The sequence below is a fragment of the Cupriavidus sp. GW822-FHT02D05 genome, from assembly GCF_058802485.1.
Window position 1 is genome coordinate 68,554 of the sequence record NZ_JBXAOE010000027.1, and the last position, 25,773, is coordinate 94,326.

Here is a 25,773-nt window from a genome sequence, read left to right on the forward strand (position 1 = left end):
GAGGTGGGTCGGTTCCCTGCCACGCAAGGCACCGGCACGCGGGACGCAAGACCCGTGCAAAACCCGATTTGGCTGCGCCGTCGTTGATGCTGTGCTTGATGTCAGGTTTGATGTCATCCGCAGGCAACGTCCACGCAAGGCCGGTCGGGTTTTTTTACGCCTGTTTGCCAACGGGCTTATTCCATGACAGACGTAGCTCCGCCTCCTGCCGCGCTTGCCCTGCCGACCGACTCGGTCGGCATCGTCGCGCCGCAGTGCATGCATTTCACCGAGCCGTTGAAGCTGCGCAACGGCACCTCGCTCGCCGACTACGACCTGATGGTCGAGACCTACGGCACGCTCAACGCCGCCCGCTCCAACGCCGTGCTGGTGTGCCACGCGCTTAACGCCTCGCACCACGTGGCCGGCGTGTACGAGCACGACCTGCGCGATGTCGGCTGGTGGGACAACATGGTCGGCCCGGGCAAGCCGCTCGACACCGACCGCTTCTTCGTCATCGGCGTCAACAACCTTGGCTCCTGCTTCGGCTCGACTGGCCCGATGAGTGCCAACCCCGCCACCGGCCAGCCCTACGGCGCCACCTTCCCGGTGGTCACCGTGGAAGACTGGGTCAATGCCCAGGCGCGCGTGGCGGACCGGTTCGGCATCACCCAGTTCGCGGCGGTGATGGGCGGCAGCCTGGGCGGCATGCAGGCGCTGGCCTGGAGCCTGATGTACCCGGATCGGCTGCGCCACTGCATCGTGGTGGCCTCCACGCCCAAGCTGTCGGCGCAGAACATCGCCTTCAACGAGGTCGCGCGCAGCGCCATCCTGTCGGACCCCGATTTCCACGGCGGCAACTACTACGCGCACGGCGTCAAGCCCAAGCGCGGCTTGCGCGTGGCGCGCATGATCGGCCATATCACCTACTTGTCCGACGAGGACATGGCGGAGAAATTCGGCCGCGAGCTCAAGACCGATGACATCCGCTTCTCCTTCGATGTCGAGTTCCAGGTGGAGAGCTACCTGCGCTACCAGGGCGACAAGTTCGCCGAGTACTTCGATGCCAACACCTACCTGCTGATCACGCGCGCGCTCGACTACTTCGATCCGGCGCTGGCCTTCGGCGGCGATCTCACGCGCGCGGTGTCGCAGACGCAGGCCAGCTTCCTGGTGGCCAGCTTCACCACCGACTGGCGCTTCGCCCCCAATCGCAGCCGCGAGCTGGTCAAAGCCCTGCTCGACAACAAGCGCCCGGTCAGCTATGCGGAGATCGATGCGCCGCACGGGCACGATGCCTTCCTGCTGGACGACCCGCGCTATCACAACCTGATGCGCGCCTACTACGAACGCATTGCCGAGGAGATAGGCGCATGAATGCCGCGGCCAACCCCAATATCCTGGCGCTGCGCCCCGACTTCCGCGCCATCGCGCGCTGGATCGAGCCCAATTCCACCGTGCTCGACCTGGGCTGCGGCGACGGCAGCCTGCTGCGCGTGCTGCAGGACGAGCTCGACGTGCAGGCCTACGGCATCGAGATCCAGGACGAAGGCGTGCTGGCATGCGCGCAGAAGGGCGTGCATGTGATCCAGCAGAACCTGGAAGGCGGCCTGGCGCTGTTCGAGGACAAGAGCTTCGATACGGTGATCCTGTCGCAGACGCTGCAGACCATCCACAACACTGCGCAGGTCCTGCGCGAGACGCTGCGGGTCGGGCGCGAATGCATCGTGTCCTTCCCCAACTTTGGCTACTGGCCGCACCGGCTGTCGGTGTTCCGCGGGCGCATGCCGGTGTCGGAGGCGCTGCCGTACCAGTGGTACAACACGCCGAACGTGCGGGTGCTGACCATCAGTGACTTTGAGTCGCTGGCGTCCAAGGTCGGCCTGCGCATCCTCGACCGCGTGGTGATGCACGAGGGGGTGACGGTCAACTGGGGCTCGAACTGGCGCGGCAGCCTGGCGGTGTACCGGGTTTGCGCCGCCTGAGCCGGCGAGGGCGGGGGCTGCGCTTAGCCGCCCGCCGTGCTAGTCGTGGGTCTCCAGCGCGGCCTGCGCCACCAGGTAGTCAATCAAGGCGCGCACCTTGGGGGCCAGGTGGCGGGTTGGCGTGTAGACCGCGAAGGCCGTGCCCACGTAGGGCTCGAGGATTTCCCAGTCGTCCAGCACCGGCACCAGGCTGCCCGACGCCAGCGCCGCGGCGGCCGAGAAGTCCGGCACCAGCCCGATGCCCCCGCCGGCCTGCGCCATGGCGACAATGGCCGCGCTGTTGTTGAGCGTGACCTTCGGCGGGATGCGCAGCGCCACGGTCTGCCCGTCGCGCTTGCGCCGCAGGCTCCAGCGCTCGCCAAAGGCGCCATAGCCCAGGTAGAGGCAGCGATGCCCGGCCAACGCCGCCGGCTCGGCTGGCGTGCCATGCCGCGCCAGCCAGCCGGGTGCTGCCACCAGCCGGTAACGCACCGCGCGGATTGGCCGCGCCGCCAGCCCCGGCGCCAGTTCGCGCGCAATGCGGATGGCCACGTCCACGCCTTCTTCCACCAGGTCCACCAGGCGGTCCGCCAGTGTCAGTTGCAGGTCCAGCGCGGGAAAGCGGTCCAGCAGGGCCGGCAGCCGCGGCGCCAGCCAGGCCTGCCCGAACACCACCGGTGCGCTGACCCGCAGCACGCCGTGCGGCTCGCCGCCGTGGTCGCTGGCCAGCGTGCTGACTTCCTGCGCCGCGGCCACCATCCGGGCGCACGCGGCGTGCACTGCCTGTCCGAGCTCAGTCAGGGTGAAGGCGCGCGTGGTCCGTTGCAGCAGGCTCCCGCCGATGGCCGCTTCCAGCCGCGTCACATGGCGGCTGACGGCGGAGGGTGTCATGCCAAGCTCGCGGGCGGCGGCGGAGAAACTGCCGCATTCCACCACCCGGGCGAACACGGCCATGGCGTTGAGTTGCGCGACCGGCATGGACTGGCTCCCGCATTTGTGATTACAGATCAAATGGTAATTGCTTATCGGATGGATTGTTGACCTGAATGCACGATGGAACAATGACGTCCAAGCGTACGAAGCTCCGTAGGAGACATCCATGAATATCGATCGATCTGGCGCCGCCGTGGTTTCCCCGGCCGCCACCCCGGCCCCGCAGGCCACGGAACCCGCCCGGCGCGGCGGTGCCTGGCGCATGGTGGCCGCCATGGCCTTGTCGGGCACCATCGGCTGGTTCGTGGTGACCAGCGGGCAGTCGCCGCTGGACGTCGTGTTTTTCCGCTGCATCTTCGGCGGCGCCGCGCTGCTGGGCACGCTCGCCCTGCGGCGCAGCTGGCAGCCCATGCGCACCCGCGACTGGGGCTGGCTGGCGCTGGGCGGCGTTACGCTGATCCTCAACTGGCTGGCCTTGTTCTCTGCCTATTCGTACAGCGGCATCTCGGTGTCCACCGTGGTCTATCACACCCAGCCCTTCTTCCTGCTGCTGCTGGCGGCGCTGTTCCAGCGCGAGGCCATCGCGCCCGGGCGGCTTGCCTGGCTGGTGCTGGCCTTTGGCGGCGTGGTGCTGATTACCGGGCTGGAGCACGGCGGTGCCACCGGCGGCATGCTGGCCGGGGTCGGGCTGGCGATGCTGGCGGCGTTGCTGTACGCCATCACCACCATGGCCACGCGCCGGCTCAAGGGGATTCCGGCGGGGCAGATCGCGGGCCTGCAGATGGCGATGGGGGTGGTCATGCTGTTCCCCCTGGCGCATCCGGCGGTCGAGACGTTCGGCGGGCGGACCTGGGGGGCATTGCTGGCGCTAGGCCTCGTGCATACCGGCGTGATGTACACGCTGCTGTATGGCGCCTTCCAGCGCCTCAACGTGCTGTCGATCGCCACGCTCTCGTTTGTCTATCCGCTGGTGGCCATCGTGATTGACGTGCTGGTGTTTGGGGTGGTGCTCACGCCGCTACAGCTCGCTGGCATGGCGCTGATCCTGTTGGCGGTGATCGGCAACCAGCTCGGCTGGAATCCGCTGCGGCGGGCGCGGGGCTGACCCGGCGGCGGATTGGAGGGGCGCCCGGTTGACGCGGTGCCAGCGCCTGTCTGCCGTTTGCAGTATTATCGAACGATCGTACTTTTTTTGGTCCCCAACATGTCCGCCACGCCAGCCAGCCAGACCATCCATTCCTTCGACCACGCGATCGCGCTGGAGCCGGCGGGAGGCAATCTTTTCCACGGCCGCACCACGCCGGCCTACTGGAACATGATCGGCCCCTTCGGTGGCATCACTGCGGCCACCTTGCTGCAAGCCGTGCTGCAGCATCCCGAGCGGCTGGGCGATCCGTCCGCGCTGACCGTCAACTTTGCCGGCCCGATCGTCGAAGGGCCGTTCGTGATCGAAGCGCGTCCGGTGCGCACCAACCGCAACACCCAGCACTGGACCATCGAGCTGCGCCAGGGCGACGAAGTGGCGACCACGGCTACCGCCTTCTTCGCCGTGCGCCGCGAGACCTGGAATTGCGGCGAGGCCGTGTTCCCGCAGGTGCCGCCGGCAAGCGATGTCGCCCCGATGGCCGGTTTCGCACCGGTGCGCTGGCTGGATGCGTATGAGTTGCGGCCGGTGCGCGGCGCCAAGCCGAATGTCGAGGCCGGCACCGAGAACCCGGACAGCGTGACCCAGTTCTGGCTGCGCGATGCGCCCGCGCGTACGCCGGACTTCGCCGCGATGGCGGCATGGTGCGACACCTTCTACCCGCGCATCTTTCTCAAGCGCGCCGGCTTCGTGCCGGCCGGCACGGTGTCGCTGACCACGTATTTCCATGCCGACGCCCCGACCCTGGCCGCGCTGGGCAACAGCCACGTGCTGGGCAGCGCCCAGGCGCAGGTGTTCCGCCAGGGCTTCTTCGACCAGAGCGCGCAGATCTGGAGCCCGCAGGGAGAACTGCTCGCGACCTCGCACCAGATCGTCTACTACAAGCAGTAAGAGGCCATTCTGAAACAGCCTCCAGGCGAGTAAGCGTTCGCGCTGCTGGGTGTCGGGGGCTAGGCCGCGGCGCGGGCCCGGGCTTCGTAGCGATGCACGGTGTTGCGCATCGCCCATAGCAGCACGACGCCGGGCACCGCCGCCACCACGGTGCTCAGGTAAAAGGCCGACCAGCCGAAGGCCTCCACCAGGTAGCCCGAGCTGGGGCCAACATAGACGCGCCCGACCGAGGCCAGCGCCGAGAGCAGCGCGTACTGGGTGGCCGAGAACGAGCGGTTGCACAGCGTCATCAGCAGCGCCACGAAGGCCGCCGTGCCCATGCCGCCACAGAGGTTCTCCACCGCGATGGTGGCGCCCATGGTCCACAGGTGCGGCGGCGTCACCGCCAGGATCCAGTAGCCGAGGTTGGACACCCCCTGCAAGATGCCGAACAGCATCAGTGAGCGGTACAGGCCAAGGCGCACCATCAGCGTGCCGCCGAACAGCGCGCCCACAATGGTGGCGGCCAGCCCTAGCGTCTTGTTGACCAGGCCGACTTCACCGGCCGAAAAGCCCACGCCGCGGATCAGGAAGGTGGTGGACAGGCTGCCGGCAAACGCATCGCCCAGCTTGTAGAGCACGATCAGCAGCAGCAGCCACCAGGCGCCCGGGCGCGAGAAGAAGTCGCGCAGCGGGCCCAGGATGGCTTCCTCCATGGAGCGTGGCGTGCGCGCCGGCGATTCCGCCTCGGGCGCCCACAGCAGGCTGACGATGCCGATGCCCATCAACCCCGCCATGAGCAGGTACATCTGCTGCCAGCCCATCACGCGGTCGGCCAGCCACAGTGCCAGCCCGCCCGACACCAGCATCGCCAGCCGGTAGCCCAGCACCTTGACCGCCGCTCCCACGCCACGCTCCGGCGCGCGCAGCACGTCGGTGCTGTAGGCGTCGAACACGATGTCCTGCGAGGCAGACAAGAAGGCCACCAGCGTGGCCAGCGCCGCCAGTGTCCACAGCGCCTCGTGCGGCGGGCAGAAGGCCATGCCCGCGATGCCCAGCACCAGCCCGATCTGGGTCACCAGCAGCCAGCCGCGGCGCCGGCCCAGCAGCGGCGGCGTATAGCGGTCCATCAGCGGCGCCCACAGGAACTTGAAGATATAGGCCTGGCCCACCAGCGAGAAGAAGCCGATGGTCTTGATATCCAGCCCTTCCACCGTCATCCAGGCCTGCAATGTGCCGGAGGTGAGTGCCAGCGGCAGCCCGGACGCGAAGCCCAGCGTGAGCATGGCGCCGATGCGGCGATTGCGGAAAATGTCGAGATAGGCTTGAAAGGTCATGAATCAGGATGGCGAGCGGGGCTGTCGGGGCAATCGGGGCAATCAGGCTGGGCAAGGCGCCGTGTATTATTGCATTACCGTCAGCGCCGCCCCGATGCGCGGGATGCGCAGGGCCCGGACCGTGTCCTGGCCGCATCAACCCTTGCCCACCCTGCTTGCCGAAAATCGCATCCAAGGAATCGTCCATGTCCGATCGCCAGCGTTGTCAGTACCGCCACCGGCGGGCCGGGATTGCGTTGCCACGTCGACTGGCCGCGCTGGCGCTGGCGGCCAGCGCCGCGCTGAGCATGAGCGCGGTCCAGGCCCAGGGCCAGGCCCAGGGCCAGGCCCAGCCGCAGGACGCTGAAGATGGCATCCGCGTGCAACGCGGCGGCGCGTCCATCCGCCAGATCGTGCCGGTCGAGGTCATCGAGCAGCAGGCCTCGCAGGAGTACGAGCAACTCAAGGAAGAGGCGCAGGCCAAGAAGACGCTGGTTGGCGACAACAACCCGCAACTGGTGCGCCTGCGCGCCATCGCCAAGCGCATCCTGCCGCAGACCCCGCGCTGGAACGAGCGCGCGAAGCAATGGAAGTGGGAAGTCAACCTGATCAACTCCAAGCAGGTCAATGCGTTCTGCATGCCCGGCGGCAAGATCGCCTTCTACTCCGGCCTGCTCGACCAGCTCAAGCTGACCGATGACGAAGTCGCCATGGTGATGGGGCACGAAATCGCCCATGCACTGCAGGAGCATGCGCGCGAGCGGGCGGCCAAGTCCGAGATCACCAACCTGGGCGCCAACGTGATCTCGCAATTGTTCGGTTTCGGCAACCTCGGCAATATGGCACTTGGCACCGGCGCGCAGTTGCTCACGCTGCGGTTCTCGCGCTCGGACGAGACCGAGGCCGATCTGGTTGGCATGGACATCGCCGCGCGTGCCGGCTACGACCCGCGCGCCGCCGTGTCGCTGTGGCAGAAGATGGGGGCGGTCTCGCAATCGTCGGCGCAGTCGGGCTCGGAGTTCCTCTCCACCCATCCATCGGGCCGCACCCGCATCGCCGAGCTGGAAAAGCACCTGCCTGAGGTGCTGCCGCTCTACGCGCGCGCGATCGATTCCAGCGTCGGCCAGCTGCCGGCCTATCGGGCCAATATGGCCAACCTGAGCGGCGCGCCGGTCGACAGCGGCGACGACGACCGGCAAAAGCCACTAAAAAAGTAAAGACGCCTGAGAGGCGCTCTTTATGGCGGATCCTGTACGATAAATACATCGAACCGGGGCAATGAGGAGAAGACCATGAAGCGTTGGGTGCGATTCAGCCTGATGGCCGGCGCGTTGCTGGCAGGCGGCAGCGCGCAGGCGGCCGACCAGCTGCTGAGCCTGCCGATCGACAAGGCGCTGGCGACACCGGGGGCCAAGGAACGCGTGGACCCGTCGATCCGGCTGCTGTTCGGTTTCAACAAGCTGCCGGGCGCGCAGGACGGCCAGTCTTTCAAGACAGTCAAGCGCATGCGCCGGCCTATCGACAACAGCCGCTCCACCGGCGGCCCGCCGCCGCCGGCCGACGACGAGTTGTGCGCCACCCTCTTCGTGCAGGCGGTGCAGGAGTTGCAGCAGCGCGCGACCAAGGAAGGCGGCAACGCCGTGGTCGATATCCGCAGCAACTGGAAGGACGACGAGACCGCCAGCGACAGCACCTACGTCTGCGCCAAAGGCAGCGCCTACCTTGGCGTTGCGCTCAAGGGCGTCGCGGTCAAGGCCGGGATCTGACCGACGGGATTTCCCGGGGCGAAAAAAAGCCGGCGAAACCATCGCCGGCTTTTTTTCATTCGTTCGGCTGGTGCCGCCGCACTAGCGCTTAAGCGTGTCAGGCGCTCAGGCCAGTCGCCTCGTCCGCCCCGACATGCACGTTCATGCATTGCACCGCAGCGCCGGCAGCGCCCTTGCCCAGGTTGTCCAGGCGCGCCATCAGCACGATGCGCTCGGCCGAGCCGAACACGAACAGGTCCACGCGGTTGGTGTCGTTGCTGGCCTGCACGTCGAAGAAGCCGCCGTCCAGGTTGGCCTCGTCGCCCACCGGCATCACGCGCACGAACTGCTCGCCTTCGTAGTGCTTGCGGTACAGATCGGCGATCTGTTCCGGCGTGACCTTGCGCGCCAGGCGATCCGGGTACACCGGCACCGTCACGGCCAGGCCCTTGAGGAAGTTGCCGACGATCGGGTTGAAGATCGGCGCCTGCGCCAGGCCGGCCTGCACGCGCATCTCGGGCAGGTGCTTGTGCGCGAGGCCGAGCGAGTAGGGGCGCGGGCTGTCCAGCTTCGGGTTACCGCCGGCTTCGAACTCGGCAATCATTTGCTTGCCGCCACCGCTGTAGCCGGTCAGCGAGAACGCGGAGACCGGGTAGTCGGCCTGCATCACGCCGGCTTCCACCAGCGGGCGCACTGCCATCAGGAAGGCGCTGGCGTGGCAGCCCGGCACGGCGATGCGCTTGCTGGCGCGGATCTTCTCGCGCTGGCCGCGCGTGAGTTCCGGCAGGCCGTAGGCCCAGCTGTCGGTGGTGCGGAACGCCGTGCTGGCGTCGATCACGCAGGTATTGGGATTGGTCACCAGCGCCACGGCCTCGCGGGAGGCAACGTCGGGCAGGCACAGGAAAGCGACGTCGGCAGCATTCAGAAAGCGTGCTCGTTCGGCCGGATCCTTGCGCTTGTCATCGGCGATACGCAGCAGCTCCACATCGGAACGGCCGGAGAGATAGTCGAGCAACCGGAGACCGGTGGTGCCTTCCTGACCATCTACGAACACTTTGAAAACCATGGCGGACTCACTCGGAAATACGAAGGGTCCCATGCCGGAATCGGATGGGAAGCAGCATTGTAACTAGGTTGGGGGAACTGGTGCAGGACACGCGCGACGTGCCCCGACGTGTCCAATACGTACAAGGGCGAAACGGCCACCGTTCCCGCGCTCTCGGGCGGCTTTTGTCCGGCGTGCGGGGAAATCATGACTGGCAGGACCAAACCGCCGCTGGCGCTGGTCAAGCTGCTCAAGGTGCTGGAGCGGCACCCGGAGCTGCTTGGAGAGGTGCGCTAGGCGTAACAGGTGCGCCCTCGGCCGCACCTGTTATAGCGGGAAGTCGTAGTCGATCGACAGCGGCGCGTGATCGCTGAACTTCTCGTCCTTGTAGATCGAGGTGGCGCGCGCGGTCTCGGCGATCTTCGTCGTGGCCAGGTGGTAATCGATGCGCCACCCGACGTTCTTCGCATAGGCCTGGCCGCGGTTGCTCCACCAGGTGTACTGCTCGGGGCGCGGGTCCAGCTTGCGGAACACGTCCACATAACCATGCACGTCGAACAGCTCGCCGATCCAGCTGCGCTCTTCCGGCAGGAAACCTGAGTTCTTCAGGTTGCCCTTCCAGTTCTTGATATCGATTTCCTTGTGGGCGATGTTGACGTCGCCGCACAGCACGATCTCGCGCCCGCTGGCCTTGAGCTGCAGCAGGTGGGGCAGGAAGGCTTCCATGAAGCGGAACTTCGCCTGCTGGCGTTCTTCCCCGCTGGAGCCCGAGGGCACATAGACCGAGATCACGGCGAGGTGCGGATACTGCACCTCGACATAGCGGCCTTCGTTATCGAATTCGTCGATGCCGAAACCGGTGATCACGCGCTCCGGCTTGTGGCGCGTGTAAAGGCCGACACCGCTATAGCCTTTTTTCTCCGCATAATGGAAGTAGCCGTGGTAGCCGTGTGGCGCCAGGAACGCTTCCGTCATGTCGGCAGCCTGCGCCTTGAGCTCCTGGACGCAGACCATGTCGGCGTCCTGCTTGCCCATCCATTCGAAAAAGCCTTTCTTGGCCGCGGAGCGGATGCCGTTGAGGTTGGCGCTGATAATCCGTAACATCTCGGGAAATTTTGAAATCAGAGAGAAAAGATGACGCAGCAGACGACGCCGCAGTCCGGCGCTGGCGACCTGAGCCAGACCTTCATCCGCTTCGCGCTCGACGCCGGCGTACTGTCCTTCGGCGAATTCGTGACCAAAGCGGGCCGCAAGTCGCCGTACTTCTTCAATGCGGGCCTGTTCAACCAGGGTGCGATGTTGGGCCAGGTGGCGCAATTCTATGCGAAAACCCTGCTGGCATCCGGATTGGAGTTCGACGTGCTGTTCGGGCCGGCCTACAAAGGGATCACGCTGGCGTCCGCCACCGCGGTGGCGCTGGCCGGGCTCGGACGTGACGTCGGCTTCGCCTACAACCGCAAGGAAGCCAAGGATCATGGCGAGGGCGGCACGCTGGTGGGCGCCAAGCTGCAGGGCAAGGTCGTGATCATCGACGACGTGATCTCGGCCGGCACCTCGGTGCGCGAGTCGATGGCGATGATCCGCGCGGCTGGCGCGGAGCCGGCCGCGGTGCTGATCGCGCTCGACCGCATGGAAAAGAGTGGCACCGCCGATCAGGTCGGCACGCATTCTGCAGTGCAGGATGTGCAGCGCGAATATGGCGTGCCGGTGATCTCCATCGCCAGCCTGAAGGACCTGCTGGCTTACCTGGACGCATCGCAGGATCCCGCGCTGGGCGGCTCGCGCGAGGCAGTGGCTGCCTATCGGCAGCGCTACGGCGTATAGTCTGGAATCTGTTGCCTGCCGCTTGCAACGCTTTGTCGCAATGCAGCAGATAACAGGGAACCGCGCAGGAAAATCGCCGGTCTGACTGATCTCGCTGGCCGCCCCCCCGGATACCCGGGGACGCCAGCGATTCGCCTTGCCGCCCGGCAAGGCGGCGCAGCATCTCTTCAGGAGGTTGGCTGGCGATGGACATCAAGACGATCCGCGAGCAGGCATTCGCCATGCCGCTCACCAATCCGGCCTATCCGATGGGGCCATACCGCTTCATCCATCGCGAATTCTTCATCATCTCCTACCGTACCGATCCCGAGCTGTTGCGCGCGGTGGTGCCGGAACCCCTGGAGATCGCCGGCGCGGTGGTCAACTATGAATTCATCCGCATGCCAGACTCCACCGGGTTTGGCGATTACACCGAATCGGGCCAGGTGATTCCCGTCACCTACCAGGGCAAGCCCGGCAACTATACCCACGCCATGTATCTCGACGACCATCCGCCACTGGCGGGCGGGCGCGAGCTATGGGGCTTTCCGAAGAAGCTGGCCAGCCCCACACTGGCGGTCCACACCGATACGCTGGTCGGTACGCTCGACTATGGCCCGGTGCGCGTCGCCACCGGCACCATGGGCTACAAGCACCGCGAGCTCGACAAGGACGCGCTGGGCCTGGCGCTTGCGAGCACGCCAAACTACCTGCTCAAGATCATTCCGCACGTGGACGGCTCCGCGCGCATCTGCGAGCTGGTCTGCTACTTCCTGAAAGACGTGCAGATGAAAGGCGCGTGGACCGGGCCTGCGGCGCTGTCGCTGTCGCCCCATGCGCTCGCGCCGGTGGCTGGCCTTCCGGTGCTGGAAGTCCTCGGCGCCAAGCATTACGTTGCCGACCTCACCCTGGGGCTGGGCGAGGTGGTGTTCGACTACCTGGCCTGAGCGGCCAGGCATCCAACGATTTCCAACGGTTTCCATCGGTCCCGGCCCCTCCGGCCGGCCCGGCTAACCTGAATCATCCAGACAGGAGAAACGTCCATGAAGCTCCAAGGAAAATCCGCCATCGTGACCGGCGCTGCCAGCGGCATCGGCCGCGCCATTGCTGAGCTGCTGGCCAAGGAAGGCGCGGCGGTCGCCATCGCCGACCTGAATCTCGAGGCTGCGCAGAAGGCCGCCGCCGATATCGAAGCTGCCGGTGGGCGCGCCATCGCCGTGGCGATGGACGTCACCAACGAGGACGCGGTCAACAGCGCTACCGAGGAGGTGGCCAAGGCGTTCGGCGGCATCGACATCCTGATCTCCAACGCCGGCATCCAGATCGTCAACCCGATCCAGAACTACGCCTTCTCCGACTGGAAGAAGATGCAGGCCATCCACGTCGATGGCGCATTCCTCACCACCAAGGCCGCGCTCCAGCATATGTACAAGGACAAGCGCGGCGGCACCGTGATCTACATGGGCTCGGTGCATTCGCACGAGGCTTCGCCACTGAAGTCCGCCTACGTTGCCGCCAAGCACGCGCTGCTTGGCCTGGCGCGCGTGCTGGCCAAGGAAGGGGCGGAGTACAACGTGCGCTCGCACGTGATCTGTCCGGGTTTCGTGCGCACGCCGCTGGTCGACAAGCAGATTCCGGAACAAGCCAAGGAGCTTGGCATCAGCGAAGAAGAGGTGATTCGCCGCGTCATGCTCGGCGGCACCGTGGACGGCGTCTTCACCACCGTGGACGACGTGGCGCAGACCGCGCTGTTCCTGTGCGCCTTCCCGTCGGCGGCGCTGACCGGGCAGTCCTTTATCGTGAGCCACGGCTGGTACATGCAGTAAGCGGCAAAAAAGCGGCCGGGCGGCGGTACCGCCTCCCGCCGCCATGACCGCATGCAAGGTCGGAAAGCAAAGTCATCAAGGAGGGGTCGTGGCAGGTGGACGTCGGCAGAAGCTGGATAAAGTGGCACAGGAAAATACAGTGGCACAGAAAAAGGGCACGCCGAAGCAGGCTGCAAAAAGCGCTGCGGCGGCCGTGGTAGCGAACCCGGCGGCACCCGCGCTCAAACGCGAGGCGCCAAAGCCCGAGGCGCTACGAGAGCCGGAGCCCAACCTCCTGCCTCCCGGCGGCTGCGCGCCGCCGGACCTCGCGCCCGAGGGTGCCAGCCGCATGCGGCCGGTTCACCATGAATACACGGTCAGGGCGTTGGTGCTGCAGGGCGGCGGCGCGCTCGGCTCGTATCAGGCGGGCGTGTACCAGGGACTGGCGGAGGCGGGCATCCAGCCTAACTGGGTGGCCGGGATTTCAATCGGCGCACTGAACGCAGCCGTGATCGCGGGCAATGCGCCTGAGCGCAGGGTCGAGCAGCTGCGTGCCTTCTGGGACTACATCTGCCAGCAGCCCTGGCTGCCCAGCCTGCTGCCCTACGAGGTGGCAGCACAGGGCGCCGCGCACTGGCCTGATCCGCTGCGCATCTGGTTCGACGGCATCGAGGCCGCGCGTGCCATCTTCGAGGGGCAGCGGGGCTTCTTCCAGCCTCGTCCGTGGTCCAGCCTGGTGGAGCGCCAGTGCGGCCCCGCCAATGCCAGCTATTACGACACCAGCCCGCTCAAGGCCACGCTGGAGCGCTTTGCCGATTTTGATCGCATCAACTCGCACCATAACGAGATGCGCGTGTCGGTGGGCGCGGTGAATGTGCGGACCGGCAATTTCGCCTATTTCGACAACACCCGACGCAAGCTGCATGCCGAGCATTTCATGGCCTCCGGCGCTTTGCCGCCCGGCTTTCCCGCGGTGGAGATCGATGGCGAGTTCTATTGGGATGGCGGCCTGGTGTCCAACACGCCGCTGTCGGAAGTGCTGACGGCCCAGCCCCGGCGTGACGCGCTGATCTTCCAGGTGGACCTGTGGAGCGCGCGGGGCAAGCTGCCGCACAACCTGCTGGACGTGGCCGAGCGGCAGAAAGACATCCAGTACTCCAGCCGCACGCGCACCATCACGGATTACATGAGCGAGCAGCAGAACTACCGGCGCATGCTGAGCGAAGTGATGGCGCTGGTGCCGCAGGGGCAGCGTGACAACGACTGGTACCGCAAGGCGGCGGAGTACGCATGCGATGCACGCCGCAACGTGATCCAGCTGATCTATCGCGACAAGACGTTTGAAGGCAACGCCAAGGATTATCAGTTTGGCTTGCTGACAATGAACGAGCACTGGACCAGCGGGCTGGACGACATCCGGGAAACGCTGAAGCATCCGGAGTGGCTGGCCATGCCGACGCACGAGAAGCCGTTTGTCACGCACGACATCCATCGCGGCAACGGGCATGCCTGACCCAAAGCGAAGGGGCTGGCCTGGTCCCTTCGCGTTGCCCTGGTGCCTCAGACCACCTTCAGCTTCGCCAACGCCGGCTTTCCCGGTGGATACGCCGGCTTCAATTTCTCGAACACCGCCATCAGGATCTCCGCCACCATCAGGTTCCGGTGCGTCTTCGAATTCGCGGGCACGATATACCACGGTGCTTCCGGCGTGCTGGTCGCGGCAATGGCGGCCCCATAGGCGGTCTCGTAGTTTTTCCAGTACTGCCGCTCTTCCAGATCCTTCGGGTCGAACTTCCACTGCTTCTGCGGATCCGCCAGCCGCGCTTCCAGCCGGGCCTTCTGCTCGTCCTTGGAAATATGCAGGAAGCACTTGACGATGGTGGTGCCGGTTTCCAGCAGCATCGTCTCGAATGCCCGTAGCTGCTTGTAGCGGCGCTCGCATTCGGCTTCGTCGATCCACTCGTGCACTCGCGTGATCAGCACGTCTTCGTAGTGGCTGCGGTTGAAGACCACGATCTCGCCGGCGCGCGGCACCTGGGCATGGATGCGCCACAGGTAGTCGTGCGCGAGTTCTTCGGCGGTGGGGGATTTGAAGCTGACGACGCGGATGCCGAGCGGGTCGAAGCTGCGAAAGACGCCGCGCACGGTGCCATCCTTGCCGCTGGTGTCCATGCCTTGCAGCACGATCAGCAGCTTGCGCTGGTGCTCGGCATAGAAGATGTCCTGCTGCGCGTCGAGCTGGGTGCTCAGTTCGGTGAGGCGGGCCTGGTCGGCGACCTTGTCGCCGCTGGAGAACGGCTTGGCGTCGGGGTTGAAGTCGGCCAGGCTGAAGTTCTTGCCCGAGGTGATGCGGAAATCGGCGAGCGACATTGGCACTCCATGGAGGGTGCGGCCGTGGCTGGCCGCAAGCTCCTATGGTCAGGCAGGCAGCCGGTCCAGGTCAATGCTGCCTTCGAACACCGTGGTCGCAGGGCCGGTCATGCGTACCGGCTCGCCTTCGCCGTCCCAGGCAATCGTCAGGTCGCCGCCATGGGTGTGCACCAGCACCGGCGAGTCCAGCAGGCCGCGGCGAATGCCGGCGACGACCGCCGCGCATGCGCCCGTGCCGCAGGCCAGGGTCTCGCCGGCCCCGCGCTCGAACACGCGCAGGCGGATCGTGTGGCGCTCCACCACCTGCATGAAGCCGGCGTTGACGCGGTTGGGGAAGCTCGCGTGATGCTCGATGATGGGGCCGTCCTGCAGCACCGGGAACGCCTCGGTGTTGTCCACCACCTGCACCGCGTGGGGGTTGCCCATCGAGACTGCCGAAATCCACCCGGTGCGGCCGTTCACTTCCAGCCCGTACAGCGTATCGCGGCCTTCGGCCTTGGTCGGCAGGCCTTCGGGGCGGAACGGCACGCGGGCGGGTTCGAGTTCCGGCGCGCCCATGTCGACCGTGACCTGGCCGTCGTCCTGCAGCGTCAAGGTGATCACGCCGTTCATTACCTGCACGCGCACCGAGCGCTTGTCGGTCAGGCCGTGGTCGGTGACGAAGCGCACGAAGCAGCGCGCGCCATTTCCGCAGTGCTCCACTTCACCGCCATCGGCGTTGAAGATGCGGTAGCGGAAGTCGACGTCGTCCCTGGTGGGTTTCTCGACCACCAGGATCTGGTCGGCACCCACGCCGAAATGCCGGCTGGCGAGCGCGCGCCACTGCGCCGGGGTCAGGTTCAGGGTCTGGTGGATGCCGTCAAGCACGACGAAGTCGTTGCCGGCGCCGTGCATCTTGGTGAACTGGAGTTTCATAGTGCGATTGTAGTCGGGCCGTCCGGCGCTTGCTGGCGGCGTGTCGAGGGTGGCGCGGGCTGCATGTTTGCCTGGCGATGCCGCCGCCGCGCCCACGTGGTCAGTAGTTTTCGCGCTCGCCGTCGGGGCGGTGCTTGAAGCGCTTGTGCACCCAGTAATACTCAGTCACGCGGGGGCGGATGCAGTCTTCGAAGAAGGCATTCATGCGGCGGGTGTCCTCGGTCACGCTTTCGCCAGGATAGTTTTCCCAAGCCGGCAGGATACGCAGCACATAGCCTTGGTAGTCGGGCAGCATCTCGGTATAGATCGGCACAACCTTGGCCCCCGTCAGCCGCGCCAGGCGTGATACCGAGGTCAGGGTCAGGGCCTCCACGCCAAAGAACGGGATGTACTCCGAGTCGCGCTCGCCAAAGTCCATGTCGGCGATCAGCTGCAGGGCCTCGCCCTTGCGCAGGCAGCGGATGATGTCGCGCGCGCTATCGTTGCGGGCAATCATCTTGGCGCCGAAGCGGCCGCGCGCGTGCTTGAGGAACCCGTCGAACAGGTCGTTCTTCTGCTTGGTGTAGAGCGACGCGCCGGAGCGTTTGACGTGTTCGCGCAGGTGGATGGTGAGGCGGATCGCGCCAGCTTCGACGCCGGAGAGATGCAGCGTGACGAGGATGTGGGGCGTGCCGTCCAGCGCCACCAGGTCGGCCTGGTCGTCGATCTGGACCCAGCGGCGCATCTGCGCCTCGCTGCCGGTCCAGAAGATGCCGCGCTCGGCAAAGCTGCGAAAGACGGTGCGGAAGGTTTGCCGCGAGAGCGTTTCGATCTCGGCGTCGGTCCGCTCGGGAAAGCACAGGCGCAGGTTGGTCTGCACCACGCGGCGCCGGCTGCTGGGAATGAGGTAGAGCAGGCTGCCCAGGCCTTCGCCGAAGCGTGCCACGAGCGGATAGGGAAGCTTGCCCAGCACGGTCAAGAGGCCGATGCCAAGCCAGGTGAAAATACGGCTCATCTTTGGTCGTTGGAGAGAGAGGCGGGTGCCGGTGCCGGCACCTCCAGGGGGTTGTGCGAGGCGTCGGCCGCCGGGGCCCGAGGGGGCTCCGCGGGCGGCAACTGCGCGCCGCCTGGATGCTTGTAGCGGTTGTAGCCCCACAGGTACTGCGTCGGGCATGTCTTCACCAGCTTCTCGACGGCCGCGTTGATCACCGCGACGGCTTCGGCCTGGTCATCGGGCAGCCGGTCCTTGATGACCTGCATATGGCCGAGGAAGCCGGCGCCGCGCGGCAGGCGCTCTGCAAAAATCACCGCGATTGGCGCACCCGTGAGCTGCTGCAGGCGCTGCACCAGCGTCATGGTGTAGGCTGGCTTGCCAAAAAACGGCGCCCAGGCGCCTTCGCCGCCGGTTGGGACCTGGTCGGGCAGGATGCCGATGGCCTCGCCTCGCTTGAGCGCCTTGACCAGCATGCGCACGCCGCGCGGCAGCGCCGGCGCCATGGCCAGGTTGGGGCGGGTGCGCATCTTGACGATCCAGTCGCGCAGCCAGGCCTGGTGTGGCGGCTTGTACAGGGCCGTGACCGGATGCCGCAGGGCAAATGCCTGTGGAAGCACTTCGAAGCAGCCAAGATGCGGCACCAGGATGATCAGCCCGCGGCCCTGCGCCATCAGCTTGTCGAGTTCCGGCCAGAGCCGGTCGGCAAAGCCGTACATGCGCACCTCGGGATTGCGCCGGCTCCAGAAATAGGGCATTTCCAGGATCATGCGCCCCGTCGAGCGGGCCGCCTCCGCCACCATTGCATCGCTGGCGTCAGGGTAGGCATGGCGAAGGTTTTCCCTGAGCCGCGTGCCATAACGTCCCGGCAGGCGTGCCGCCAGCAATCCGAGCGCACCGCCGATGGCGTGCAGCCAGGAGAGCGGCAAGCGGGAAATCAGCCAGAACAGAAAGGTCATCGAATTGCGATAGCGGCCCGGCGGGCCGGGTGGGTCATTAATGTTTTGCCGGGCGCTGCCGTTAGTGGGGCAATCAAAATGAATCTGGTGTTGTTACGGGGCCCACCGTACGGCTTGCACTGCCTGCAGGCTCGCGCCAGGCCGGAAACGCGTCGCCTATCGGGTGGCGCGGCCTGGCCGCGACAGCGTCCGGTATTTGGCAGGTGTGCCAGAAAACCGGGGTGCTGCAGCGTAGCTTGCAGGCGCGTATAATAGCGCGTATCGCCGAGTTAACTGACAACTTGCGGGGCGATACCGTTCTACCGGAACGGCATGAAAATACCGCTAAAGCGTCGCCGCCCGGGCTTAGAGGTTGGCGCGCAATAGCCAAACCTGGAGAAAAGTTCGTGGCAAACGACTTCTTGTTCACTTCGGAATCCGTCTCCGAAGGCCATCCCGATAAGGTCGCCGACCAAATTTCCGATGCTGTCCTCGATGCCATCCTGGCCCAGGACAAGTACGCGCGCGTGGCCGCTGAAACGCTGTGCAACACCGGCCTGGTTGTCCTGGCCGGGGAAATCACCACGACCGCCAACGTCGACTACATCCAAGTTGCGCGCGACACCATCAAGCGCATCGGCTACGACAACACCGAATACGGCATCGACTACAAGGGCTGTGCAGTGCTGGTCGCTTACGACAAGCAATCGCCTGACATCGCCCAAGGCGTGGACCGCGCCTCCGACGACTACCTGAACCAGGGTGCCGGCGACCAGGGCCTGATGTTTGGCTACGCCTGCGATGAAACGCCGGAGCTGATGCCTTTCCCGATCTATTATTCGCACCGCCTGGTCGAGCGCCAGTCGCAACTGCGCCGCGATGGCCGCCTGCCCTGGCTGCGTCCCGACGCCAAGTCGCAGGTGACCGTGCGTTACGTCGACGGCCGCCCGCACAGCGTGGATACCGTGGTGCTGTCGACCCAGCATTCGCCGGATATCACCCAGGCGCAGATCCGTGAAGCCGTGATCGAGGAGATCATCAAGCCGGTGCTGCCGGCCGAGATGCTCAAGGACACCAAGTACCTGGTGAACCCGACCGGCCGCTTCGTCATCGGCGGCCCGCAGGGCGATTGTGGCCTGACCGGCCGCAAGATCATCGTCGACACCTACGGCGGCGCTTCGCCCCACGGTGGCGGTGCTTTCTCGGGCAAGGACCCGTCCAAGGTCGACCGCTCGGCAGCCTATGCTGCCCGCTATGTCGCCAAGAACGTGGTTGCCGCCGGCCTGGCGCGCCAGTGCCAGGTGCAGGTCAGCTACGCCATCGGCGTGGCCCGCCCGATCAATGTGACGGTGTACACCGAAGGCACGGGCAAGATCTCCGACGAGGCGATCGCCGCGCTGGTGCAAGAGCACTTCGACCTGCGCCCGAAGGGCATCGTGCAGATGCTTGACCTGCTGCGCCCGATCTACGAGAAGACCGCTGCCTACGGCCACTTTGGCCGCGAAGAGCCGGAATTCTCGTGGGAAGCAACCGACAAGGTCGCGCTGCTGCGCGCTGCTGCCGGCCTGTAAGGCTGCCGCGAACCTCGCATCGGAAAAGCACCGCCTTCGGGCGGTGTTTTTTTTCGCGCTTGCGGTGGCGTTCCTGGCTTGCCACTGCCTTGTCCTGGATCAAGCGGGGCAAGGCGGGGCGTGGCGCGCCATGGCCGCGAGGGTAGAATCGCGGGATGGCAAGGCGGCCCGGCGAGTGGCGCTTTGTTCGCCTGCCGCGACGCGCGCGCACGCGCGCTCACGACCGCCGGAGCCCGCATACCGAGGATGCCCAATGTCACTTGATTCGACCCTTACCCCTTCCACGCCCCCCCCTGCCACTGCGCTCGGGGCGGCCGCGCCCGGGTTCAACCTGATCCGGCCCCAGCCCTATACCGAGTGGGCTCCGCAACTCGATGCCGGCACCAAGGCGGGGTTGCGCCGCGAGCTGGAGCAGGGCGCCGTGCTGTTCTTCCCCCAGCTGCGCTTCCAGTTCGAGCCTGGCGAGGAGCGTTTCCTGGACAGCCGCTGGTCGGACGGCAAGTCAAAGAACATCAACCTGCGCGCCAACGACCAGGCCGTGCGCGGTGCGACGGGCGGCGAGCAGGACCTGAAAGACCTGTACGTGCTGATTCGCCGCTATGCCGAGTACAGCGAGAAACTCGTGCTCAGCCTGTTCCCTGAATATGGCCCGCATATGGTGCGTGCCGGCACCTCGTTGCGCCCGAGCGAGATCGCCGGGCGGCCGGTGAGCTGGCGCAAGGACGACACGCGGCTGCATGTGGACTCGTTCCCGTCGAACCCGATGCTGGGCCAGCGGCTGCTGCGCGTGTTCCACAACATTGACCCGCAGGCGCCGCGCGTGTGGCGGGTGGGCGAGCCGTTTGGCGATTTCGCCAAGCGTTTCGTCCCGAAGACCAAGGGCATGTGGCCGGGGCAGGCGCGGGTCATGGAGATGCTGCATATCACCAAGCGCCGGCGCTCGGAGTACGACCATCGGATGCTGCAGTTGCACGATCTTGCGAAGGCCGACCTGGAGTATCAGGCCAATGTCCCGCAGCAGGAATTTCAGTTCCCGCCCGGGTCGACCTGGATTGTATTCAGCGACCAGGTGCTGCATGCGGCTATGCGGGGCCGGGCCATGATGGAGCAGACTTACTACCTGTCGCCGAAGGCGATTTCAGACCATACGCATTCGCCGGAAGCGGTGCTGGCGCGGATGCTGGGGCGGCCGATGGTGGTGGGTTGAGTCTGGGTGGTCGTTACGCCAGCGGGCCGGAAAACACCACGGGCTTTGCTTTGCGTGGCTCCTAGCTAAGCCACCCCTCTCCCCGGCCCTCTCCCCCTGAGGGGAGAGGGAGAGACAGCCGTCGTCATGGCGCGCAGCGTTGGCCCGTTCGGCGGCTTCGATCAACGCCGCAGGTTTTCCTTGTCATTCAGCGCATCAGCAGCTTGATCATCGTTTCAAACCGCTTGCCATAGGGTGGCTTCAGCAGCCCGGCGCCATTGATGCCGGATTGGCGGAAGATCGGCTTGAGCTTGGAGAAGGTCTCAAAGCCCGCCTGGCCGTGATATGCGCCCATGCCGCTGGGGCCCACGCCGCCGAAGGGGAGGTCTTCCTGGGCGATATGCAGCAGCGTTTCGTTGATGCTGACGCCGCCCGCCACGGTTTGCGCCATGACGTGGTCGATCGTGCGGCGGTCTTTCTCGAACAGGTAGAGCGCCAGCGGGCGTGGGCGGGCGTTGATGTAGTCGATGGCCTCTTCCAGCGTGCGGTAGGTCACCAGCGGTAGCACCGGGCCAAAGATTTCCTCGCGCATCACGGTGGCGTCGGCGGGGACATCCAGCAGCAGCACTGGCGCGAGGCGGCGGCGCTCCGGGTCCGATGGCACCTGCGACAGCGGCACCACGCGCGCCCCGGCGCGGGCGGCATCGCTCACCAGGCCGTCCAGCCGCGCGAAGTGCCTCGGGCTGATGATGGTGGTGTAGTCGGGGTTGCCCGCATGGCCCGGCTGGCCCGGCAGGTCCGGATAGAGGCGGGCGGCGCAGGCGCGGGCGGCTTCGACGAAGGGCTCGCGCAGTGCCTCGGGCAGCAGCACATAGTCCGGCGCGATGCAGGTCTGGCCGGCGTTGAGCAGCTTGCCCACCAGGATGCGTTCGACCGCGCGTTCCAGATCGGCGCCAGGGCCGACGATGGCCGGCGATTTGCCGCCCAGTTCCAGCGTGACCGGCGTGAGGTTGGCGGCCGCCGCACGCATCACATGGTGGCCGACCTGGGTTGAGCCGGTAAACAGCAGGTGATCGAAGGGCAGGGCGGAAAAAGCGCTCGCCACTTCCGCGTCGCCATTGATCACCGTGACCTCGTCGGCGGCGAAAGCCTGTTGCGCCAGGCGCGCGAACAGCGCGGCGAAGCGCGGCGTGTACTCGGAGAGCTTGACCATGGCGCGGTTGCCCGCGACCAGCGCGCCCACCAGCGGGCCCACGGTCAGGTAGAGCGGGTAGTTCCACGGCACCACGATGCCGATCACGCCCAGCGGCTGCGGCATCAGCCGCGATGTAGCGGGCTTGAACCACAGCCCGGTGCGCATGCGCCGCACCCGCATCCAGCGCTTGCCATGACGCAGCGCATCGTCGATCCCGGCCACGCTGGGAAAGGCTTCGAGCAGCGCGGTTTCCTGGCGCGGGCGGTTGCCGAAATCGGCGCTGATGGCTTGCGAGATCTCGTCCATGTGCCCGGTCACCAGCTTGCGCAGGCGCCGCAGCCGGTCGGCGCGCACGGCCCAGGCCGGGGCCTGGTCGCGGCGCGAGGCGGCGCGCATGGCGTCGAATACGGATGACATCTCGGGCACTTCTCTCATGTCGCGCTCTCCTTGGGGTCGTGCGCTGCCCTTGGCGCGCGCGGCGTTTCGATCCCCGCACCATATGCCATGCGGCGGCGCCTGACAATGGAGGCCGGCCACTAGCCGCGTGCTTCAAACAACCGTATACACCGACCCGCCTTCGTCCTTTCCAGTGCCCTGGCAAAGCCCTACACTGATTTCGCGGCATGCTTTCGGCGTGCCAGCCAGACCGGGTTGACCGGCATGCGCGGCCTGCCGAAGCGTTCGGCGCAACCCCGGCACACTGACCTCGGACCAGGCGGGGAAACGGATGGAAACCACCTTTGACTATCTCGTCGTTGGCGGCGGTTCGGCGGGGTGTGCCCTGGCCGGGCGGCTGGCCGACAGCGGCAGCGACAGCGTGGCTGTGCTCGAGACCGGCGGCCACGATCACCATGTGCTGGTGTCGACGCCGGCGGGCTGCGCCGCCATGCTGCCACGTGCCGGCAGCCATAATTACGGCTACCGCACCGTTGCGCAGCCCGGGCTGAACGGGCGCCGTGGCTACCAGCCGCGCGGGCGTGGCCTGGGGGGCAGTTCCTCGCTCAATGCCATGATCTACACGCGAGGCACGCCGGCGGACTACGACCGCTGGGCTTCGGCCGGCTGCGACGGCTGGGCCTGGGACGATGTGCTGCCCTATTTCCGCCGGGCCGAATGCAATGAGCGCGTGACCGGGCGCGACGACGATCCCTGGCACGGCGGCAGCGGCCCGCTCCATGTGTCGGACCTGCGCACGCCCAATCCCTTTGGCCAGCGCTTTATCGAGGCGGCCCAGCAGGCTGGCTATCGCCGCAACGACGACTTCAACGGCGTGGACCAGGAGGGCGCTGGCTGGTACCAGGTGACCCAGCATGGCGGCGAGCGCTGGAATGCCGCGCGCGCCTACCTGCACCGCGGCGACACCGCAGACCGCGCCAGCAATGGCGGGCGCGAGAACCTGGCTGTGATGACGGGCGCGCAGGTGCTGCGCATCGCGTTCGAAGGCCGCCACGCGGTGGGGGTGGTGGCGCGGCTGGATGGCCGCGAGACCCTGTTGCGGGCGCGCCGCGAGGTGATCGTGTCGGCCGGCGCGTTCGGCTCGCCGCAACTGCTGATGGTGTCAGGCGTCGGCCCTGCCTCGCATCTGCGCGAGCTAGGCATTCCCGTGGTGCACGACCTGCCTGGCGTGGGCGCCAACCTGCAGGACCATCTCGACGTCATCGTGCACAAGCGGGTGGCGGCGTCCGAGCTGTTCGGCGTCTCGGTGGGCGGCGCGTTTCGCCTGCTGGCCGAGATATTGCGCTACCGGCGCGAGCGCACCGGCATGCTGACTTCCAATTTTGCCGAGGCAGGCGCCTTCCTGAAGAGCCACGCCGGGCTGGACGAGCCGGACCTGCAACTGCATTTCGTGGTCGGCATGGCCGACGACCATATGCGCCGAATCCACCTGGGCCATGGCTATTCCTGCCACGTTTGCGTACTGCGCCCGAAAAGCCGGGGCGAGGTACGGCTGGCTTCGCCCGATATCCGCGAGGCGCCGATGATCGACCCGTGCTTCCTGTCGGACCCGCGGGATCTCGACGGCCTGGTGGCCGGCGTGCGGATTGTGCGCCGAATCCTGGCCCAGCCGCAACTGGCGGCGTTCGGCGGCAAGGAGCTGTATTCGGCGCACTTGCCAGCCGATGGCGGCGACGACAGCGCGATCCGCGCGATGATCCGCGCCCATGCCGATACCATCTACCATCCCGTCGGGACGTGCCGCATGGGCATGGACGAATACGCGGTGGTCGATCCGCAACTGCGCGTGCGGGGCGTGGAAGGCTTGCGCGTGGTGGATGCGTCGATCATGCCGACGCTGATTGGCGGCAACACCAATGCGCCGGCCATCATGATCGGCGAGCGCGCGCATGACCTGATCCGGCACGGCCCGCGCGTGGTGTTGCGGATGGCGGAGGTATTGGCCGTGTGAAGGGCCGTGTGAAGGGCGGGGGTCCGCCCCTCACACCCGCGCTCAGGCCGTAGCCAGGCGGAAGGTCGATACCGTGTCGCGCAGCTTGCCGGCCTGGTCATCCAGCGACTGCGCGGCGGCGGCCGCTTCTTCCACCAGCGCGGCATTTTGCTGCGTGACTTCGTCCATCTGGCCCACCGCCTGGTTGACCTGCTCGATGCCCGCGCTTTGCTCGTCGGAGGCAGCAGCGATCTCGGCAATGATGTCCGATACGCGCTTCACCGCGTTCTGGACTTCGCTCATGGTCTTGCCGGCATCCTCGGCTTGCGCCGAGCCCGTGCGCACAGTGTTGACCGAGCTGTCGATCAGGTCCTTGATTTCCTTGGCGGCGCTGGACGAGCGCTGCGCCAGGCTGCGCACCTCGCCGGCCACCACCGCGAAGCCCCGGCCTTGTTCGCCGGCGCGCGCGGCTTCCACCGCGGCATTGAGCGCCAGGATGTTGGTCTGGAAGGCGATGCCCTCGATCAGGCTGGTGATCTCCGCGATGCGGTTGGAACTGGTGCTGATCGCGCCCATGGTTTGCACCATCTGCTGCACGGCGGTGCTGCCGTGTTCGGCCACGCTGGCGGCATTGCCAGCCAGGCCGCTCGCCTGGCGCGCGTTGTCGGCGTTCTGGCGCACGGTGGTGGTGAGCTCTTCCATGCTCGATGCGGTCTGCTCCAGCGAGGCAGCCTGTTGTTCGGTCCGTGCCGACAAATCGGTATTGCCCGCGGCGATCTGGCGTGCCGCCACGCCGACGGAGTCGGTCGAATGGCGCACCTCGCGCAGCGCCACGGCTACCCGCTCCAGCAGGCGGTTGAAGGCAGCCGCGGTACGGCCGATCTCGTCCAGGCGGCCCACCGGTGCGCGGCGTTCCAGGTCCAGGGAGTCGCTGACGTATTCCAGGGTCTCCTCGATTTCGGCCAGGCTGCCGTGGATGCGGCGATACAGCGTCACGGCCAGCAAGCCGGTGACCAGCACTGCCACGACGATGACCGCCGAGAACACGCGAACCGCCGTGGTGTACTGCTCGCGATTTTGCGTCACGGCGAGCTCGCCCAGGTCGCCGTTATAGTTGATGTGATCGTCGATTGCCTTGCGCAAGGCGATCGATGCGTCGTTCAGTTCGCCGCTCACCAGCATGGCGTGGGCCGTGGCGAAATCGTTGGCGCGCGATTTCTCCAGCATGGCGGCACGCCCGGCGCGGTAGCGCTTGAGCGCGGCGCGGTCGGCTTCGAGCATCTTGCGGTCGGTATCGTCGCTGATGTCGTCGCGCTCATACTTTGCGGCGGTGGTGTCGAACTTCTCGTCGGCGCGGGCCAGGGCGGCTTCCGCTTCGGCCTTGGCCTTGGGGTCTTCGCTCATGGCGTGCCTGTAAAGCGAGATACGCATGGCGTTGACGTTGTCCTTGAGGGTGCCCAGGGTGCGTACGCTACCTAGCGTGTTGTCGTTGAAGTACTCAAAGCGCTGTTCCGACTCGCTGAGTTGCCAGATGCCGCCGAGGCCCACAACGAGCAAGGCGAGCAGGGCCAAGGATAAAGATAGCAACAGGCGTTGGCTGATGTTCATGTCGGGATGTCGGCACCCGCCGTGTAGCAG

At 66.4% G+C, this 25,773-nt stretch carries 24 protein-coding genes; 14 read left to right on the plus strand and 10 right to left on the minus strand.

Features of this window, described 5'->3' with window-relative positions; all coding sequences use genetic code 11:
- Positions 1 to 183 precede the first annotated feature (183 nt).
- On the plus strand, positions 184 to 1,356 hold the full coding sequence (metX, locus tag AC1RQK_RS29875; protein WP_416050246.1) for a homoserine O-succinyltransferase MetX: 1,173 nt from the start codon (positions 184 to 186) through the stop codon (positions 1,354 to 1,356).
- Positions 1,353 to 1,964 carry a methionine biosynthesis protein MetW gene (gene metW / locus AC1RQK_RS29880; protein WP_492812891.1) on the plus strand — a complete coding sequence of 204 codons (612 nt, stop codon included), beginning with the start codon at positions 1,353 to 1,355 and terminating at the stop codon, positions 1,962 to 1,964. Before metX ends, metW begins: the two co-directional genes overlap by 4 nt.
- 39 nt (positions 1,965 to 2,003) lie before the next feature.
- Here metW and AC1RQK_RS29885 read toward each other — a convergent pair whose 3' ends face one another.
- Positions 2,004 to 2,921 carry a LysR family transcriptional regulator gene (locus AC1RQK_RS29885; protein ID WP_492812893.1) on the minus strand — a complete coding sequence of 306 codons (918 nt, stop codon included), beginning with the start codon at positions 2,919 to 2,921 and terminating at the stop codon, positions 2,004 to 2,006.
- A 121-nt stretch (positions 2,922 to 3,042) separates the two neighbouring features.
- Between AC1RQK_RS29885 and AC1RQK_RS29890 the strand changes: the two genes are divergently transcribed.
- Both AC1RQK_RS29890 and AC1RQK_RS29895 read left to right on the plus strand, forming a co-directional pair.
- Complete coding sequence (locus tag AC1RQK_RS29890) at positions 3,043 to 3,981, plus strand: DMT family transporter (protein ID WP_492812895.1); 939 nt, start codon at positions 3,043 to 3,045, stop codon at positions 3,979 to 3,981.
- A 99-nt stretch (positions 3,982 to 4,080) separates the two neighbouring features.
- Positions 4,081 to 4,911 carry an acyl-CoA thioesterase gene (locus AC1RQK_RS29895; RefSeq protein ID WP_492373919.1) on the plus strand — a complete coding sequence of 277 codons (831 nt, stop codon included), beginning with the start codon at positions 4,081 to 4,083 and terminating at the stop codon, positions 4,909 to 4,911.
- A gap of 59 nt (positions 4,912 to 4,970) precedes the next feature.
- Here the strand turns inward: AC1RQK_RS29895 and AC1RQK_RS29900 are convergent, their stop codons facing one another.
- Positions 4,971 to 6,227 (minus strand): muropeptide transporter, encoded by a 1,257-nt coding sequence (locus AC1RQK_RS29900; protein ID WP_174426061.1) that lies wholly within the window; start codon positions 6,225 to 6,227, stop codon positions 4,971 to 4,973.
- A gap of 185 nt (positions 6,228 to 6,412) precedes the next feature.
- On the opposite strand from AC1RQK_RS29900, the gene AC1RQK_RS29905 reads away from it, so the two are divergent.
- Both AC1RQK_RS29905 and AC1RQK_RS29910 read left to right on the plus strand, forming a co-directional pair.
- Positions 6,413 to 7,423, plus strand: a complete 1,011-nt coding sequence (locus tag AC1RQK_RS29905) for a M48 family metallopeptidase (protein WP_492812898.1) — start codon at positions 6,413 to 6,415, stop codon at positions 7,421 to 7,423.
- A 75-nt stretch (positions 7,424 to 7,498) separates the two neighbouring features.
- Positions 7,499 to 7,972 (plus strand): excinuclease ATPase, encoded by a 474-nt coding sequence (locus tag AC1RQK_RS29910; protein WP_492812900.1) that lies wholly within the window; start codon positions 7,499 to 7,501, stop codon positions 7,970 to 7,972.
- 97 nt (positions 7,973 to 8,069) lie between these two features.
- Here the strand turns inward: AC1RQK_RS29910 and argC are convergent, their stop codons facing one another.
- Positions 8,070 to 9,017: an N-acetyl-gamma-glutamyl-phosphate reductase gene (argC, locus tag AC1RQK_RS29915; RefSeq protein WP_183032188.1), complete on the minus strand. Its 948-nt coding sequence runs from the start codon at positions 9,015 to 9,017 to the stop codon at positions 8,070 to 8,072.
- 108 nt (positions 9,018 to 9,125) lie between these two features.
- Here argC and AC1RQK_RS29920 point away from each other — a divergent pair, with 108 nt between their 5' ends.
- Positions 9,126 to 9,293, plus strand: a complete 168-nt coding sequence (locus tag AC1RQK_RS29920) for a type II toxin-antitoxin system MqsA family antitoxin (protein ID WP_492812903.1) — start codon at positions 9,126 to 9,128, stop codon at positions 9,291 to 9,293.
- Between the two features lie 30 nt (positions 9,294 to 9,323).
- Here AC1RQK_RS29920 and AC1RQK_RS29925 read toward each other — a convergent pair whose 3' ends face one another.
- Entirely contained in the window at positions 9,324 to 10,100 is a 777-nt protein-coding gene (locus AC1RQK_RS29925; protein WP_492373923.1) for an exodeoxyribonuclease III, read from the minus strand.
- Between the two features lie 30 nt (positions 10,101 to 10,130).
- Here AC1RQK_RS29925 and pyrE point away from each other — a divergent pair, with 30 nt between their 5' ends.
- The 4 genes from pyrE (at position 10,131) to AC1RQK_RS29945 (ending at position 14,117) form a co-directional block, all read left to right on the plus strand.
- On the plus strand, positions 10,131 to 10,820 hold the full coding sequence (pyrE, locus tag AC1RQK_RS29930) for an orotate phosphoribosyltransferase (RefSeq protein ID WP_492373924.1): 690 nt from the start codon (positions 10,131 to 10,133) through the stop codon (positions 10,818 to 10,820).
- A gap of 185 nt (positions 10,821 to 11,005) precedes the next feature.
- Entirely contained in the window at positions 11,006 to 11,746 is a 741-nt protein-coding gene (locus tag AC1RQK_RS29935; protein ID WP_492812905.1) for an acetoacetate decarboxylase, read from the plus strand.
- 96 nt (positions 11,747 to 11,842) lie between these two features.
- Positions 11,843 to 12,625, plus strand: coding sequence for a 3-hydroxybutyrate dehydrogenase (locus AC1RQK_RS29940; RefSeq protein WP_441640848.1), 783 nt, complete (start codon positions 11,843 to 11,845; stop codon positions 12,623 to 12,625).
- 328 nt (positions 12,626 to 12,953) lie between these two features.
- Positions 12,954 to 14,117 carry a DUF3734 domain-containing protein gene (locus AC1RQK_RS29945; RefSeq protein WP_492812938.1) on the plus strand — a complete coding sequence of 388 codons (1,164 nt, stop codon included), beginning with the start codon at positions 12,954 to 12,956 and terminating at the stop codon, positions 14,115 to 14,117.
- A 47-nt stretch (positions 14,118 to 14,164) separates the two neighbouring features.
- On the opposite strand, the gene AC1RQK_RS29950 is transcribed toward AC1RQK_RS29945, so the two are convergent.
- From AC1RQK_RS29950 to AC1RQK_RS29965, 4 genes are all read right to left on the minus strand, one after another.
- A complete protein-coding gene (locus AC1RQK_RS29950; protein ID WP_492812908.1) occupies positions 14,165 to 14,974 on the minus strand; it encodes a polyphosphate kinase 2 family protein in 810 nt (269 codons plus the stop codon).
- 48 nt (positions 14,975 to 15,022) lie between these two features.
- Positions 15,023 to 15,889, minus strand: a complete 867-nt coding sequence (gene dapF / locus AC1RQK_RS29955) for a diaminopimelate epimerase (RefSeq protein WP_459372642.1) — start codon at positions 15,887 to 15,889, stop codon at positions 15,023 to 15,025.
- A gap of 100 nt (positions 15,890 to 15,989) precedes the next feature.
- Positions 15,990 to 16,883 carry a lipid A biosynthesis lauroyl acyltransferase gene (locus AC1RQK_RS29960; RefSeq protein ID WP_492373927.1) on the minus strand — a complete coding sequence of 298 codons (894 nt, stop codon included), beginning with the start codon at positions 16,881 to 16,883 and terminating at the stop codon, positions 15,990 to 15,992.
- Positions 16,880 to 17,818 carry a lysophospholipid acyltransferase family protein gene (locus tag AC1RQK_RS29965; protein ID WP_492812911.1) on the minus strand — a complete coding sequence of 313 codons (939 nt, stop codon included), beginning with the start codon at positions 17,816 to 17,818 and terminating at the stop codon, positions 16,880 to 16,882. Before AC1RQK_RS29965 ends, AC1RQK_RS29960 begins: the two co-directional genes overlap by 4 nt.
- A 386-nt stretch (positions 17,819 to 18,204) precedes the next feature.
- Here AC1RQK_RS29965 and metK point away from each other — a divergent pair, with 386 nt between their 5' ends.
- Positions 18,205 to 19,368, plus strand: a complete 1,164-nt coding sequence (metK, locus tag AC1RQK_RS29970) for a methionine adenosyltransferase (RefSeq protein WP_043343105.1) — start codon at positions 18,205 to 18,207, stop codon at positions 19,366 to 19,368.
- A 253-nt stretch (positions 19,369 to 19,621) separates the two neighbouring features.
- Positions 19,622 to 20,575, plus strand: a complete 954-nt coding sequence (gene kdoO, locus AC1RQK_RS29975; protein ID WP_492373929.1) for a Kdo hydroxylase KdoO — start codon at positions 19,622 to 19,624, stop codon at positions 20,573 to 20,575.
- A 187-nt stretch (positions 20,576 to 20,762) separates the two neighbouring features.
- Here the strand turns inward: kdoO and AC1RQK_RS29980 are convergent, their stop codons facing one another.
- On the minus strand, positions 20,763 to 22,184 hold the full coding sequence (locus AC1RQK_RS29980) for a coniferyl aldehyde dehydrogenase (RefSeq protein WP_492373930.1): 1,422 nt from the start codon (positions 22,182 to 22,184) through the stop codon (positions 20,763 to 20,765).
- Positions 22,185 to 22,476: 292 nt separating this feature from the next.
- On the opposite strand from AC1RQK_RS29980, the gene AC1RQK_RS29985 reads away from it, so the two are divergent.
- Entirely contained in the window at positions 22,477 to 24,156 is a 1,680-nt protein-coding gene (locus tag AC1RQK_RS29985) for a GMC family oxidoreductase (RefSeq protein WP_492373931.1), read from the plus strand.
- A gap of 42 nt (positions 24,157 to 24,198) precedes the next feature.
- Here the strand turns inward: AC1RQK_RS29985 and AC1RQK_RS29990 are convergent, their stop codons facing one another.
- Positions 24,199 to 25,743 carry a methyl-accepting chemotaxis protein gene (locus AC1RQK_RS29990; RefSeq protein WP_492812914.1) on the minus strand — a complete coding sequence of 515 codons (1,545 nt, stop codon included), beginning with the start codon at positions 25,741 to 25,743 and terminating at the stop codon, positions 24,199 to 24,201.
- Between the last annotated feature and the right edge of the window lie 30 nt (positions 25,744 to 25,773).

What these genes read in the sequence shown, in the direction of transcription:
- pyrE (WP_492373924.1), top strand. Translation starts at nt 10,131, where the DNA reads ATGACGCAGCAGACGACGCCGCAGTCCGGCGCTGGCGACCTGAGCCAG.
- argC (WP_183032188.1), bottom strand. Translation starts at nt 9,017, where the DNA reads ATGGTTTTCAAAGTGTTCGTAGATGGTCAGGAAGGCACCACCGGTCTC.
- AC1RQK_RS29980 (WP_492373930.1), bottom strand. Translation starts at nt 22,184, where the DNA reads ATGAGAGAAGTGCCCGAGATGTCATCCGTATTCGACGCCATGCGCGCC.
- AC1RQK_RS29965 (WP_492812911.1), bottom strand. Translation starts at nt 17,818, where the DNA reads ATGACCTTTCTGTTCTGGCTGATTTCCCGCTTGCCGCTCTCCTGGCTG.
- AC1RQK_RS29900 (WP_174426061.1), bottom strand. Translation starts at nt 6,227, where the DNA reads ATGACCTTTCAAGCCTATCTCGACATTTTCCGCAATCGCCGCATCGGC.
- dapF (WP_459372642.1), bottom strand. Translation starts at nt 15,889, where the DNA reads ATGAAACTCCAGTTCACCAAGATGCACGGCGCCGGCAACGACTTCGTC.
- AC1RQK_RS29905 (WP_492812898.1), top strand. Translation starts at nt 6,413, where the DNA reads ATGTCCGATCGCCAGCGTTGTCAGTACCGCCACCGGCGGGCCGGGATT.
- metW (WP_492812891.1), top strand. Translation starts at nt 1,353, where the DNA reads ATGAATGCCGCGGCCAACCCCAATATCCTGGCGCTGCGCCCCGACTTC.
- kdoO (WP_492373929.1), top strand. Translation starts at nt 19,622, where the DNA reads ATGTCACTTGATTCGACCCTTACCCCTTCCACGCCCCCCCCTGCCACT.
- AC1RQK_RS29910 (WP_492812900.1), top strand. Translation starts at nt 7,499, where the DNA reads ATGAAGCGTTGGGTGCGATTCAGCCTGATGGCCGGCGCGTTGCTGGCA.
- AC1RQK_RS29960 (WP_492373927.1), bottom strand. Translation starts at nt 16,883, where the DNA reads ATGAGCCGTATTTTCACCTGGCTTGGCATCGGCCTCTTGACCGTGCTG.
- AC1RQK_RS29940 (WP_441640848.1), top strand. Translation starts at nt 11,843, where the DNA reads ATGAAGCTCCAAGGAAAATCCGCCATCGTGACCGGCGCTGCCAGCGGC.
- AC1RQK_RS29950 (WP_492812908.1), bottom strand. Translation starts at nt 14,974, where the DNA reads ATGTCGCTCGCCGATTTCCGCATCACCTCGGGCAAGAACTTCAGCCTG.
- AC1RQK_RS29885 (WP_492812893.1), bottom strand. Translation starts at nt 2,921, where the DNA reads ATGCCGGTCGCGCAACTCAACGCCATGGCCGTGTTCGCCCGGGTGGTG.
- AC1RQK_RS29990 (WP_492812914.1), bottom strand. Translation starts at nt 25,743, where the DNA reads ATGAACATCAGCCAACGCCTGTTGCTATCTTTATCCTTGGCCCTGCTC.
- AC1RQK_RS29925 (WP_492373923.1), bottom strand. Translation starts at nt 10,100, where the DNA reads ATGTTACGGATTATCAGCGCCAACCTCAACGGCATCCGCTCCGCGGCC.
- AC1RQK_RS29895 (WP_492373919.1), top strand. Translation starts at nt 4,081, where the DNA reads ATGTCCGCCACGCCAGCCAGCCAGACCATCCATTCCTTCGACCACGCG.
- AC1RQK_RS29935 (WP_492812905.1), top strand. Translation starts at nt 11,006, where the DNA reads ATGGACATCAAGACGATCCGCGAGCAGGCATTCGCCATGCCGCTCACC.
- metX (WP_416050246.1), top strand. Translation starts at nt 184, where the DNA reads ATGACAGACGTAGCTCCGCCTCCTGCCGCGCTTGCCCTGCCGACCGAC.
- AC1RQK_RS29985 (WP_492373931.1), top strand. Translation starts at nt 22,477, where the DNA reads ATGGAAACCACCTTTGACTATCTCGTCGTTGGCGGCGGTTCGGCGGGG.
- AC1RQK_RS29945 (WP_492812938.1), top strand. Translation starts at nt 12,954, where the DNA reads ATGCGGCCGGTTCACCATGAATACACGGTCAGGGCGTTGGTGCTGCAG.
- AC1RQK_RS29890 (WP_492812895.1), top strand. Translation starts at nt 3,043, where the DNA reads ATGAATATCGATCGATCTGGCGCCGCCGTGGTTTCCCCGGCCGCCACC.